The organism is Pontibacter cellulosilyticus, assembly GCF_014306105.1.
In the GTDB taxonomy this organism is placed as follows: Bacteria; Bacteroidota; Bacteroidia; order Cytophagales; family Hymenobacteraceae; genus Pontibacter; species Pontibacter cellulosilyticus.
The window spans coordinates 644436-658012 of sequence record NZ_JACRVF010000001.1 but is presented as its reverse complement, the minus strand read 5'-3'; the positions used below and the strand labels follow the sequence as shown (position 1 = coordinate 658012).

Here is a 13577-nt window from a genome sequence, read left to right as displayed (position 1 = left end):
GGTTTATCTTTGTAGTCTGTATTCTAGGTATTTGTTTGTAAAGCCCAGCTTCTCGTAAAGGTGCCTTGCTGGGTTCTGTGGTTCTACGTGCAGGGCAACGCTACCTTCGGTATTGTCTATGGCCAGTTGCACAAGCTTTTTACCTACGCCTTTTCCGCGCTGGCTGTTGTGCACAGCCACATACACCAAGATATTTTCAGGTATATACCCGCTCATGCCGGTATTGTTCATAATCAGCGCACCTACTACATTACTGTCTTCGCGGGCAACTACTACAGAACCTCCTTTACCCTCTGCGGTAGAAAGGGCGTAATCCATGCATTTGGCAATGTCGGCACGTTGATCCCCGTATTCATCCAGATGCTTGAACAGGAAGTCGAGCACCTCGTCCTGGTCTAGCTCTGCGTTATTTCCTGGGGTAAAGAAGTTGTAGCTGACGTTGTTGTTTTCTGCCATGTTTTATTTTTCTCTTTATCGGGATATAAAATAGTTAACGTAAAGTATAAAATTGCGGAAGTAGATAATCCGAATAAATTAGGGTTCAGGTTGTAGGGCAGTTTAAATGTTAAACCCATAACAGGAATATGTACCAGGCTGTTTGTGGACAATGTTTGGTTAACCAATGCCTGTAGCTCTGGCGTAGTTAGGGCCTGAAGGTTTACGGCTTCAGCGAAATAAGGCTGTAATTGCTTTGCCAGGAGCACCATATCTGTACCGGCACCTATACTTGCCAGCATAAAAACCTGCAGCACTACCGTTACCACACCACCCATCAGCATCGCCCAGAACGCGGCTACACTGCTGCGCTTTTTCCAGAACAAGGCACCCAGTACCGGCACAAACAAACCCGACACCATAAAAGCATAGGAGTAGAGCATCAGGTCCAGCACGTTCGTCATCATGGTTGCCAGCCACAGCGCAAATGCACCTACCAGCAATGTAACTAACTGAGAGAGTTTAAGGGTAGAGGAATCGTTTGGATCGATGCGGCGGAAATGGCTTAGCACATCGGTTACAATATTACCGGAGGCCGCCATTAAGCAGCTGTCGGCAGTAGAAAGTATGGCCGAGAAGTAGGAGGAGAGCATCAGCCCCATCAGGCCAACCGGCAGCACTGAGCGCAGCAGCATGGGGAGGCCGGTTTCAGGATCTACCACGCCTCCGGCTGTCATTCCATCAAACATTCCTTGTTCGGCTGCCACCCTTGCCAGTATGCCCAGGCTCACGCCCATAAACGCCATAATAGGCCACTCGAAAAGTCCGGCAATGTACCAGGCCCGCTTAGCTGTTTTCACGTCGCGGCAGGCATAAATCCGCTGGTACAGAGTCATGCCAACAAACCAGATCGGAATAATGGTGATAGCCCAGTTTACTATTTGCTGCCAGGTAATATTGCTCAGGCTCAGGAATTCTGGAGGCAGCGTACTGCGGACAGCGGCCATACTTCTTCCTGATTGTGCAGCAAGAAAAGCAGGGTCTGTTAGCTGCGCAAAGCTTAAATGTTCTATGCCGCCACCTACTGCCAGAAACGATATAGGTATGCCTATAAACACGAGGCCGCCCATCAAGATGGCCCACTGAATAGTATCGGTGTAAATAACGGCTTTAAGGCCACCCATTACAGTATAAACAACAGCCATGATACCCATTACAAGCAAGGCAGTATTAAGATCTAGGTCTATAAACGTGCCGCTGGCCAGCTTGGCACCTGCCAGTATCTGTGAGCTGGTAAAGCCGGTATAGCCAATAGCTGAAATAATTCCTGCCAGTAAAGCTACTCTTGCGTTAAAATAGTGCCCGAATATCTGCGGGAAGGTAAAGAAGTTTGCAAAGGCCGGATTGTCTTTCACTTTCGGGATCAGGAAAACTGCAGCCAACCATGCTCCAAGCAGTCCGGTAAATAGCATCCACGAACCGGAAAGCCCCATGGCAAAGCCCAGCCCTCCCAATCCAATTGAGAAGCCACCGCCTACATCAGTTGCCACCACTGACAAGCCTATGTGCCCGCTACTCATGGTGCGGCCGCCAACATAATAGTCTTCTGCGCCCTGATTCTTTTTTAGAAAGTAGTATCCAACTCCGAGCATCGCGAGCATGTATGCCGCAAAGATGGACAAGTCTATATAGTGCATGTATTAGAAAAGTATAATTACTTTCAAGTTGTAAGTAGGAGGTTATACTTGAAGATAATGAAAAAAAGGCGCAAATGCACGTAAATTTAAAGTTAATGCATTTTTGATGCTCCTGAAGGTGAATTTTTAGCAGTGGATTTGTGCAATATCTCTTATATTAACTACTCTTGCTGCTGCCAACTAAAACTGAGGTGGTGGAGGCAAATTTATTAGCTCAGTTCAATTTACAGGAGTAGGGCAGAGGCTGTCTGGTGTAAAGCGAAAGTTGAAAACAATACTACTAGAATCCGCTGCACTTTATACTCGCAGTTCTCTGGGGTTACCAGTAATGATCGAAGTGTTTTCTCTCTGGCTTCTTCCCTTTTCTGCTGGTATAAACTGTTTTTATTAGGTACACGACTCCAAACGAGGCCAACACCAATGTTACAATTAAAGCATCCATGCTTATACATACGAATTTAAGGATTCGTGCATCATCCGTTGGAGCTACTTTTTGTATAATTAAGTATAAAATTTACCTTTGTTATTAGGTGATGGGGTACCACCTGTAACCGCCTGCCCAGGCAGCGCTGATGACTCCTACAGAAGGCTTTGCTATACATTGCCTGTTTGTATATTTGTCGTCAGCTAGAACATGAAAAATCGTACGCCCCGCAATCTTGCCTTTTCAAAATTCCTGAGCAAAATGCTTTCTTCCGGAGAGCAGGCAACTGCCATACTTTATACTTTAAAATGGCTGCTGATCTGTGTGCTGGTGGGCTGCATGGCGGGCTCTGCCTCCGCTTTTTTCCTGGTGGCATTGGATTGGGTAACAGATTACCGCGAAGCAAATACCTGGATCATCTGGCTGCTGCCAATTGGAGGGTTGTTCGTGGGATTACTGTACCACTATTTTGCCGGCCGTGCTGCCAAAGGCAATAACCTGCTGTTGGAAGAGATTCAAAGACCTAAGCAAATCATTCCATTCCTGATGGCACCGCTGGTCTTGTTAGGCACCCTAGTAACGCACCTGCTTGGTGGTTCAGCCGGACGAGAGGGTACCGCAGTGCAGATGGGTGGAGCCCTGGCTGATCAGCTGTCCAAGATCTTTAAACTGCGGCCCCGCGACAGAAAGGTACTTATCATTACAGGGATCAGCGCAGGGTTTTCCTCTTTGTTTGGTACACCACTGGCCGGCGCTGTTTTTGGGCTAGAGGTATTTATACTTGGCCGGCTTAGGTATGAGGCGCTTTTACCTAGTTTCCTGGCTGCCGTTATTGCCGATTATGTCTGCTTCGCATGGGGTGTTGGCCATACTTCTTTTGCCATTCCGGTAGTTCCTGAGTTATCCCCCATAGCTATATTTTATGCGTTGGTTGCTGGTGCTATTTTTGGGTTGGCGGGGATGGTTTTTTCTAGAAGCACGCACTTCTTCTCGCAGCAGTTCAGGCAGTACATTGGCTATGCACCGTTCCGTCCGTTGCTTGGAGGATTAGTAATTGCCGTAGTAGTCTGGGCAATGGGAACCACCAAGTATATTGGCTTGGGCGTGCCCACTATCCTGGCTGCCTTTGAGCAAGCTTTGCCCTGGTACGATTCTCTTGTAAAAGTTGTGCTTACTGCATTTACACTGGGAGCTGGCTTTAAAGGGGGTGAAGTAACGCCGCTTTTCTTTACAGGTGCCACACTTGGCAATGCTTTATCCGGTGCTATACCGTTACCGATGGCATTACTGGCTGGCATGGGATTGGTGGCAGTCTTTTCCGGGGCCACAAACACACCGCTCACCAGTACCATTATGGCTATTGAGTTGTTTGGCGCAGACAGCAGTGTGTATATGGCGCTTGCTTGCGTTGTAGCCTATCTGTTTTCAGGGCACTCAGGCATTTACGGGTCTCAACTCATCGGTACCCCAAAGCACCTGGTATATGGCCGCCACAAAGGCAAATACCTTGGCGACATCACATCAGCTAATAAAGAGTAAAGGGCGGGCTGGTTTCCGGTATATACTTCTAGCAATATCTCATTAATGCTATATGCGATGTTACAATTAGAAGCTATAAATAATTGAAGATGAATAAATAGCACATTGTCCTTTTGGAATATTTTGCGTATTATTAGTGTTAAGCTTATAGTATGAACCAATAATATCCAATCGTATGACAAAAGCTGGTTTCCTGACACTGCTTTGTCTCGTTTTTTTTCTTCTGCCCGAATTTGTCTCCGCACAAGTGCAGCCAAAGTTCGAGCACGATACAGTATACTTTACCTCGAAACGTAAGAACATTAAGCTCCCTTTTAAACTCGTTCACAACCTCATCATTATTCCTGTTAAGATAAACGATTCACAGTCGCTCAATTTCATACTTGACTCCGGCGTTCGCAATACGCTGATCACACGACTGTACTATTCTGACTCTCTTAATCTGAAATCTGCTGATAAAGTAGCCATTCGTGGCCTTGGTTCCGGACATGATATTGAGGCCTTATACTCTGGCGGTAACACCATGCAAATGAAAGGCATACAAGGAGATAACCACCAGGTATATGTATTAATGGAGGATGTTTTCAATCTATCGCACCGGATGGGAATGCCTGTACATGGGATTATAGGATATGATATTTTTAAGAATTTTATAGTCAAGATCAATTACTCCACTAAAACACTTACGCTGTACCGTCCAGATGTAAAACTGAAGAAAAAGCGTAAAGCCGAAGAGTTTCCGCTGCACATAGAAGAGACGAAGGCCTACGTGTATGGTAAAGTACACCAGCAAAACGGCGATACGCTGCAAGTTAAATTGGTATTGGATACCGGCGCCAGCCACACTGTTTCTTTGTACCTGCCAACCAATGAGAGACTCTCATTGCCGCCTAAGGTAATGGAGGCTTATTTAGGCCGTGGACTAGGTGGGGATATTCATGGTAAAATTGGCAGGCTGAATGCTTTTGTACTGGGCAAGTATGAATTGCCGAATCTGCCAGCCTCTTACCCGGACGAGGAAGCTATTAGACCTGCGCTGAAAATTGCAAACCGCAACGGTAATTTAGGGTCAGATGTGTTAAACAGGTTTACAGTGATACTGGATTACCCGCACAACAAGCTAACCCTGATACCCAACAGTAAATTTAAGGAGCCTTTCAACTATAATTTGGCTGGTTTCGAGATATCAACTCCTTTGCCAGGCACTAACCTTTACATCGTCTCGAATGTGACAGAAAACACACCCGCTAAAAAGGTAGGAATAGAGACAGGCGATCAGATACTAAGTATAAATGGCGTAGAGTGTAAAGACATGCTGCTGCCTGAGATATTAGATATGATAGACAGCAGACCTGGGCGTAAAATAAGAATGCGGTTGAAAAGGGAGCACAAGGTTTTTGATGTGAATTTTGTGCTACAGAGCCGCATCTAAATTGGTGCTATTCCTGCAGCGATGGCTGCTGAAAATCTAGAAAGATCTGAAATAACAACAACGCTACAGCAAAAACAATCAGAAGTAAGGCTGTTATCATCCTTGCCTTCGGAATTGGCTTCACAAACACATTACCTTTTTCATCAACACCCGTCAGGCGCAGGTCAGATAAGATAAGCCCGTTACCAAAGCTAAGCCAGATAGCCGCCATCAATGTTTGTTTGGTAATAAATAATGAAGCCAGCCCAATGGCTGAAAATATAATACCTATAATTACCCGTACAGAAATGTTTTTCATGCTGTAACACCCTAAGGCAAGTTGTTTAAACATACTTAAGCCGCAAGTTAAAGCTTTTGGCTAATACACTACTTGCCGATAATAATTTATAATGTGTTAAGTTTAATATGTTAAACAAAAAACATAAGAAGTATAAATTTTGGATGAAAATTAACATAGCACTTGGATATAAATAAACTATTCAGAAAACTTTGCAGCGTAATAGGGGTATAAGTAATCCCAAGCATTAATTACTGAAATGAAAAAAACGTCGTCTTTATCATCTTTGATAAATCACGCTCCAGCCATGGAGGGTGCGACTTTTTCTATTATTTACGCAAGGATAGTTTTTAGGGCCTCGTCACTTACGGTCCGCTACAGGCGGTAGCCTACAGCTTTACCGACTACCTATGCGGTAGTCATACTTCCACAACAGCTTTTCGCAACAGTGTACCCAAAGGCAAAAGTATTGCCTAAAGCAGCTGTATTTATACTTTAATTTTTAACGTTGGTGCTGTGCATTGCACAGCCAGGGTATTATTCATTACCTCATAGATGAATCAATTCGATTTCATTGTTTCAGTTGCCAATGGGCAGCATGTTAAGTATGCGTTACAGATATGTAATGAGATGGAGTCTTCGGCTAAGGCGCGTGGTACTGGTATTGCCAAACGCTCACCGGATTATATCGCCCAGAAGATGATGGAAGGCAAAGCAGTTATCGCCCTACACCAGGATGGTACCTGGGCTGGCTTCTGTTACATCGAAACATGGGGGCACGATAAGTATGTGGCTAATTCCGGATTGATCGTGTCGCCGGAGCTGCGTAAAAGCGGACTGGCTCGCCAGATAAAGCAGAAGATATTTGAGCTTTCCCTTACGAAGTACCCGGATGCCAAGATCTTTGGTCTTACTACAGCCCTTGCTGTTATGCGTATCAACTCCGGGTTGGGTTATAAACCTGTTACATACTCTGAGTTGACTGATGACGAGGAGTTCTGGAAAGGCTGCCGTAGCTGCGTGAATTTTGAGATCCTGCAAAGCAAAAACCGCACAAACTGCCTGTGCACCGCCATGCTTTACGACCCGACCAAGGAAGAAAACTTTATGGCTTTACCGGTTGTGCAGAGAGTTGAGATGCCAGCTCCTGAAAAGCAAAGTACAGCCAAAGTAATAAGTATAAATGATCGCTGGATACGCCACCGCATGCGCCCTGGCCAGCAAAACATGAACAGTAACGAGCGTAACGCTTCTTAAGTAACGGTAACCCGACATGAAAAAAGTAGTTTTAGCCTTTAGCGGCGGTTTAGATACATCATACTGTGCCATTTACCTGGCGCAGGAATTAGGATTGGAAGTATACTCTGCCATTGTAGACACAGGCGGTTTTTCAGAAGAGGAACTGAAGGAAATTGAGCGTCGTGCTTATACCATGGGTGTAAAGCAGCACACGCACCTGAACGAGACACAGAACTTCTACAACAGCTGCATTAAGTACCTTGTATTCGGTAATATACTTAAGAACAACGTATACCCGCTTAGCGTTAGTGCTGAACGCGTTACGCAGGCCATTGCCATTGCACAGCATGCCAAAAGTGTAGGCGCTGATTTTGTTGCACATGGCAGCACAGGCGCAGGCAACGACCAGGTGCGTTTCGACATGGTATTCCAGGCACTGATCCCGGAGGTTGAGATCATTACACCAATCCGTGACAAACGCCTGTCGCGTGAAGAGGAGATTGAGTACCTGAAGCAGCACGGTGTAGAGATGGATTTTGCCAAAGCGCAGTACTCCATTAACAAAGGCATTTGGGGAACATCCGTAGGAGGCAAGGAAACACTTACATCGAACTTGCCGTTGCCGGAAGAGGCGTACCCAACACAATTAAGCAAGCACGAACCGGAGCACGTAACACTGCATTTCGAGAAAGGCGAACTGGTGGGCATAAACGACAACAAGTATGATACTCCGGTAAAAGCTATTCAACAATTGCAGGCTTTGGCAGCACCGTTTGCCATCGGTCGCGATATACACGTAGGTGATACGATCATTGGAATCAAAGGGCGTGTTGGATTTGAGGCGGCAGCTCCTTTAGTTATCATCAAAGCACACCATACGTTAGAAAAGCACGTGCTAACCAAGTGGCAACTGTACTGGAAAGACCAGCTTTCGGCCTGGTACGGCAATTGGCTGCACGAGGGACAGCTGTTGGACCCAACTATGCGCGACATTGAAGCCTTCCTGGAAAGCACGCAGCAGAACGTTACAGGTAAAGTATACGTGTTGCTGGCGCCTTACCGCTTCCAGGTAGAGGGTATAGAAAGTGTACACGACCTGATGAGTGATAAATTTGGCAGCTACGGCGAAATGAACCGCGCCTGGACATCTGACGATGTGAAAGGCTTTGCCAAGATTTTTGGAAATCAAACCAAGCTATACCATAGCGTAAACAACACCGAAGCAGCATGGGCAACGGAGTAAGTATAAAAGCAGGTATTGTAGGCGGCGCTGGCTATACAGGCGGCGAGCTGCTACGTCTGCTCACAAACCACCCCAATGTAGAGATAGCCTTTGTGCACAGCAAAAGCCAGGCTGGAAAGCCAGTTTACGAGGTGCACAAAGACCTGCTAGGTGATACTGAGTTATACTTTAAAGATACACTGCAGGAAGATGTGGACGTGCTGTTTCTGTGCGTTGGACACGGCGAAGCTAAAAAGTTTGTAGAAGCTGAGAAGTTGCCGGTAAGTATAAGAATAATCGACCTGAGCCAGGATTACCGCTGGAATGAAAGTATAAGAGAAGCAACTGTTGAGGCTTCCGGCAGGACTTTCGTATATGGCTTACCAGAGCTTCAGCGGGAAGAGATAAAGCAGGCACAGAACATTGCCAACCCGGGTTGTTTTGCCACTGCCATACAACTGGCACTGCTGCCGCTGGCAGAGCAGAACCAGCTACAGCAGGAAATACATATAAGCGGTATTACAGGCAGCACCGGTGCGGGGCAGAGCCTGAGTGCTACTTCGCACTACAGCTGGCGCGACGGCAATATCTCGAACTATAAAGTATTGCAGCACCAGCACCTCAACGAGATAAGACGCACACTGGCTGGTATGCAGCAGGATGATTTGGCTGAAATAAACTTTGTGCCTTACCGCGGTCCGTTTACAAGAGGCATACTTTGCACGAGTTACCTTAATAGCACATTAAGTATAGAGGAGGCAGAGCAAATGTACAAAAGCTATTTCAGAAGCCACCCTTTTGTAACGATTGCAGATTCTATTCCGGATCTAAAGCAGGTAACCAATACAAACAAGTGCCTCCTGTACCTGGAAAAGCATGATGATAAACTTGTCATCACAAGCCTGATAGATAACCTGCTTAAAGGAGCATCTGGCCAGGCAGTGCAAAACATGAACCTGATGTTTGGGTTGGAGGAAACTGCCGGCCTAAAACTGAAGGCCAGTGCATTTTAAGTATAAGGTTCTCCTTTGAAGGGGGATTCTTTATACACAGCATGAAAACGACATTTTAACAATATAAAAATTAAACCTATGTACGTCGAGTACTTCATCTATTGTCTTACTTCTTACATCTAAATATCAAATATGAATCTGTTTGATGTATATCCGCTTTTCGACATAACTCCTGTAAAAGCACAGGGCGCTTATGTTTGGGATGAGAACGGCAAACGTTACCTGGACCTTTACGGAGGCCACGCCGTTATCTCCATTGGTCACAGCCACCCTCACTACGTTAAAAGAATTGCCCGTCAGCTTTACGACATCGGCTTCTATTCCAACTCTGTAAAAATGCCCCTTCAGCAGGAGCTTGCCGAAAAATTAGGTGCTCTGAGTGGCTATCATGACTATAGCCTTTTTCTGTGCAATTCCGGAGCCGAAGCAAATGAGAATGCGCTCAAGCTGGCGTCTTTTCATACAGGTCGTAAAAAAGTAATTGCCTTTAAAGGAGCTTTCCACGGACGTACATCTGCTGCTGTGGCTGCAACCGACGATCCTAAGATCCAGGCACCGATCAACGAAACGGATAACATCATATTTCTTCCTTTAAACGACCTGAATGCTTTTGCCAATGCGCTGAATGAGCACGGTCAGGAGTTAGCTGCTGTCATTGTAGAAGGCATACAAGGTGTAGGAGGAGTACATATGCCTGAAGCTACATTCCTGAAGGCAGTTTCTGCCGGTTGTGAAAAGGTAGGTGCGCTACTTATTCTGGATGAAGTACAGTCAGGATTCGGCCGCTCAGGTAAATTCTTTGCCCATCAACACACGGATGTTAAGCCTCACTTGATTACAATGGCAAAAGGTATGGGCAACGGCTTTCCGGTTGCCGGTGTGCTTATAAGCCCTGCCATTGAAGCAAAGCACGGCATGCTGGGCACTACATTTGGCGGTAACTACCTGGCTTGTGTGGCGGCACTGGCCGTGCTGGAAGTAATGGAGCAGGAAAACCTGACAGAGAATGCAAAGAACATAGGCAACTGGATAATGGACGTACTGCGTCATATGCCAGGTGTGAAGGATGTACGCGGCAAAGGCCTGATGATAGGAGTAGAGCTTAACCAACCTTGTGCAGGCATACGCAAGCAACTGTTGGAGGAGTATGGAATCTTTACTGGCTCATCGTCAGACAAGAATACGCTACGTTTATTGCCTCCACTTAACATTGGAGCCCGTGAAAGCAAAGTTTTCCTGGAGGCATTTGAATCAATTCTTTTAAAGGCAGAATTAGCAGCAGTTTAATGAAAAAGTATACGTCAGTAAAAGATGTAGCCAATGTAGAGGAATTGGTAAACGAGGCGCTGCATCTGAAACAGAATCCTTACAAGTATAAACACCTCGGCGAAAACAAAACGCTGGGGCTTATCTTCCTGAACCCAAGCTTGCGTACCCGCTTAAGCACCCAGAAAGCTGCTCTGAATTTGGGTATGAACGTAATGGTGATGAACCTGGACAAAGAAGGCTGGGCACTGGAAACGCAGGAAGGTGCCATCATGAATGGTACTACTGTAGAGCATATAAAAGAAGCAGCCGGTGTAATGGGAGCATACTGCGACATACTTGGCATCCGCTCTTTTCCTAAACTTCAGAACCGTGACGAAGACTATAATGAGGAGCTACTGCAGCAGTTCATTGAGTACTCCGGTATTCCGATTGTCAGTTTAGAATCTGCTACACGCCACCCGCTGCAAAGCCTAGCAGACTTAGTTACTATTACAGAAAACAAGGCTACAGGGAAAAAGCCAAAAGTAGTGCTTACCTGGGCACCGCATGTAAAGGCAATTCCGCAATGCGTGGCCAACTCTTTTGCAGAGTGGATGGGACAGGCTAATGTGGAACTGGTGGTAACGCACCCAGAGGGGTATGAACTGGCAGAGGAATTCACAGAGAACGCAATTGTAACCACAAATCAGGATGAGGCGCTTCAAAACGCGGACTTTGTATATGTAAAGAACTGGTCCAGTTACAACGACTATGGCAAAGTACTAACTGAGGGAGCAGGTTGGATGATGACAGATAATAAGCTTGCCCTGACTAACAATGCTAAAGTAATGCACTGCCTGCCGGTACGCCGAAATGTAGAGCTTAACGATGAGATCCTGGACGGCCAGAACTCACTGGTATTGCAGCAGGCCAATAACCGTACGTATGCGGCGCAGGCAGTACTAAAGCGAATGCTGGAGGCTTTGTAATTACTAATTGTTCTCAAGTATAATTCATCCATATGTCTCCTTTAAAGGGGACATTCAGCGCGAGTAGTTTCTCAATAATTGATTTTACATCTGCAGAATAAGTTCTCCTTTGAAGGGGGGCAGGGGGATGAAACGGTGTGCGGAGCTAAAATTTGAATTCAAGGCAATGATTATAGTAAAAATAGGCGGTAATATACTGGACAACCCTTCGCGGCTTCATAGTTTTTTGGTTGATTTTTCGAAGCTGCAGGGGCCCAAGTTGTTGGTACATGGCGGGGGCAAGATAGCCTCTGCTATTGGCCAGCGGCTGGGCATTACACCGGTAATGGTAGAAGGCCGCAGAGTAACTGACGCCGAAACGCTTGAACTGGTAACCATGGTGTATGGAGGCCTTGTAAACAAGCAGGTAGTAGCGCAGCTGCAGGCGCTTGGCTGCAATTCCATCGGCATGACAGGGGCAGACGCCAATGCAATACGTGCTACTAAACGTCCTTTAGGTGCAGTTGATTATGGTTATGCCGGAGATGTAGCCGGTAACGAAAGTATAAACATAACTGCTTTGGATGCCATACTTCAGGCCGGACTTACTCCTGTTTTTGCTCCGCTTACCCATGATGGTAACGGTTCTATGCTGAATACCAATGCCGATACCATTGCCTCTGTACTAGCCACAGCTTTAGCTAGAAAGTATAGAGTGACGCTGATGTACTGCTTCGAAAAGAAAGGTGTACTGGCTGATGCGGATGATGAAGGCTCAGTTATTCATTTCATTGATCAGCAAAAGTATAAAGAGTTGAAAGTCGCAGGTATCGTATCGGCAGGCATGGTACCCAAGCTCGACAATGCCTTTGCTGCCCTAAATCAGGGAGTAAGCCAGGTATTAATAGGAGAGGCCGAAGCACTATTAAGTATAGAAGAAACAGACACTACTTTTGCCGGCACCACCATCAGCCTGAATTAATGGAGCAGCAATACCTATATCAACAGGCAGTAAAGCTACTGCAGCAGCTGATCCAAACGCCTTCGCTGAGCAGAGAAGAAGATAAAACGGCAGCTATACTTGCCGATTTTCTGAAAAAGCACGGCATTGAGGTGCACCAGCAACTGAACAATGTATGGGCATTTAACAAGCACTATAACCAGCAGCTGCCCACTATACTTTTAAATTCACACCATGACACTGTAAAACCGAATTCCGGCTATACACGCAACCCCTTCGAGGCAAGTATAGGAGATGGAAAACTATATGGTTTGGGGAGTAACGATGCCGGTGGATGCCTAGTTAGTTTAATCGCTGCCTTTTTATACTTCAATAATCAGCTAAATTTAAAATATAACTTAGTACTTGCTGCTACTGCCGAAGAAGAGATTTCTGGCAGAAATGGCATTGAGCTTATACTTCCCCAACTGGGTGAGCTGGAAGCGGCAATTGTGGGAGAGCCCACCGAAATGCACCTGGCAGTAGCCGAGAAAGGCTTGCTGGTGCTGGATTGCGTTGCAAAAGGCAAGGCTGGACACGCTGCCCGCGAAGAAGGTATAAATGCTATTTATGAGGCCTTAGAAGATATCAACTGGTTTCAAAAGTATAAATTTGAGAAAGAGTCCGAGCACCTTGGGCCGGTGAAGATGAGCGTGACCGTGATCAATGCCGGAACACAGCATAACGTGGTGCCGGATAACTGCCAGTTTACTGTTGATGTGCGTTTAACTGATGCTTATACCATGGAGGAGGTGCTGGAGACAATACAGCAACACGTAAAGGCAGAAGTAAAGCCCCGCTCTACCAGGTTAAAGCCATCCTCGATTTCAATGGAACACGCGCTGGTGCAAGCCGGCTTGCAGATGGGCAGAAATACTTATGGGTCTCCAACTACTTCCGACCAGGCACTTTTACCAATACCATCTCTTAAAATGGGCCCAGGTTTCTCAGGCCGTTCGCACATGGCCGACGAATACATATACCTGCACGAAATTGAGGAAGGTATCAACTTATACATTGATCTACTTGAGAGAGTAATAAAATAATAGTACGGTGGATGAACATGCAACATGTATTCGCTCA

13 protein-coding genes and 1 riboswitch are annotated in these 13577 nt (G+C 46.1%); of the genes, 9 read left to right on the top strand and 4 right to left on the bottom strand.

Annotation, left to right across the window (positions count from 1 at the left end):
• Positions 1-3: 3 nt before the first annotated feature.
• The 3 genes from H8S84_RS02860 to H8S84_RS20195 form a co-directional block, all read right to left on the bottom strand.
• Complete coding sequence (locus tag H8S84_RS02860; protein ID WP_187065757.1) at positions 4-456, bottom strand: GNAT family N-acetyltransferase; 453 nt, start codon at positions 454-456, stop codon at positions 4-6.
• Positions 396-2132, bottom strand: coding sequence for a sodium:solute symporter family protein (locus tag H8S84_RS02855; RefSeq protein WP_187065756.1), 1737 nt, complete (start codon positions 2130-2132; stop codon positions 396-398). The genes H8S84_RS02860 and H8S84_RS02855 overlap by 61 nt, the downstream gene beginning before the upstream one ends.
• A gap of 319 nt (positions 2133-2451) precedes the next feature.
• On the bottom strand, positions 2452-2574 hold the full coding sequence (locus tag H8S84_RS20195; RefSeq protein WP_262890221.1) for a hypothetical protein: 123 nt from the start codon (positions 2572-2574) through the stop codon (positions 2452-2454).
• Between the two features lie 78 nt (positions 2575-2652).
• Positions 2653-2721: riboswitch (Fluoride riboswitch) on the top strand.
• A gap of 45 nt (positions 2722-2766) precedes the next feature.
• Here H8S84_RS20195 and H8S84_RS02850 point away from each other — a divergent pair.
• Both H8S84_RS02850 and H8S84_RS02845 read left to right on the top strand, forming a co-directional pair.
• Positions 2767-4095, top strand: a complete 1329-nt coding sequence (locus H8S84_RS02850) for a voltage-gated chloride channel family protein (protein WP_187065755.1) — start codon at positions 2767-2769, stop codon at positions 4093-4095.
• A gap of 175 nt (positions 4096-4270) precedes the next feature.
• Positions 4271-5527: an aspartyl protease family protein gene (locus H8S84_RS02845; protein WP_187065754.1), complete on the top strand. Its 1257-nt coding sequence runs from the start codon at positions 4271-4273 to the stop codon at positions 5525-5527.
• Positions 5528-5534: 7 nt separating this feature from the next.
• Here H8S84_RS02845 and H8S84_RS02840 read toward each other — a convergent pair whose 3' ends face one another.
• Positions 5535-5825, bottom strand: coding sequence for a hypothetical protein (locus H8S84_RS02840; RefSeq protein WP_187065753.1), 291 nt, complete (start codon positions 5823-5825; stop codon positions 5535-5537).
• Between the two features lie 534 nt (positions 5826-6359).
• Here H8S84_RS02840 and H8S84_RS02835 point away from each other — a divergent pair.
• The 7 genes from H8S84_RS02835 to H8S84_RS02805 all read left to right on the top strand — a co-directional run bounded on the left by H8S84_RS02835 (position 6360) and on the right by H8S84_RS02805 (position 13540).
• Positions 6360-7061 (top strand): GNAT family N-acetyltransferase, encoded by a 702-nt coding sequence (locus H8S84_RS02835; RefSeq protein ID WP_187065752.1) that lies wholly within the window; start codon positions 6360-6362, stop codon positions 7059-7061.
• A gap of 16 nt (positions 7062-7077) precedes the next feature.
• Positions 7078-8286 (top strand): argininosuccinate synthase, encoded by a 1209-nt coding sequence (locus H8S84_RS02830; RefSeq protein ID WP_187065751.1) that lies wholly within the window; start codon positions 7078-7080, stop codon positions 8284-8286.
• Positions 8271-9278, top strand: coding sequence for an N-acetyl-gamma-glutamyl-phosphate reductase (argC, locus tag H8S84_RS02825; protein ID WP_187065750.1), 1008 nt, complete (start codon positions 8271-8273; stop codon positions 9276-9278). Before H8S84_RS02830 ends, argC begins: the two co-directional genes overlap by 16 nt.
• Before the next feature lie 132 nt (positions 9279-9410).
• The gene (locus H8S84_RS02820) at positions 9411-10565 is read left to right on the top strand and encodes an aspartate aminotransferase family protein (RefSeq protein ID WP_187065749.1); all 1155 of its coding nucleotides are present in this window, start codon (positions 9411-9413) and stop codon (positions 10563-10565) included.
• Positions 10565-11515, top strand: a complete 951-nt coding sequence (locus tag H8S84_RS02815; RefSeq protein ID WP_187065748.1) for a Rossmann-fold NAD(P)-binding domain-containing protein — start codon at positions 10565-10567, stop codon at positions 11513-11515. Before H8S84_RS02820 ends, H8S84_RS02815 begins: the two co-directional genes overlap by 1 nt.
• A 166-nt stretch (positions 11516-11681) precedes the next feature.
• A complete protein-coding gene (gene argB, locus H8S84_RS02810) occupies positions 11682-12476 on the top strand; it encodes an acetylglutamate kinase (RefSeq protein ID WP_187065747.1) in 795 nt (264 codons plus the stop codon).
• Positions 12476-13540: a M20 family metallo-hydrolase gene (locus tag H8S84_RS02805; protein WP_187065746.1), complete on the top strand. Its 1065-nt coding sequence runs from the start codon at positions 12476-12478 to the stop codon at positions 13538-13540. Before argB ends, H8S84_RS02805 begins: the two co-directional genes overlap by 1 nt.
• The last annotated feature ends 37 nt before the right edge of the window (positions 13541-13577 follow it).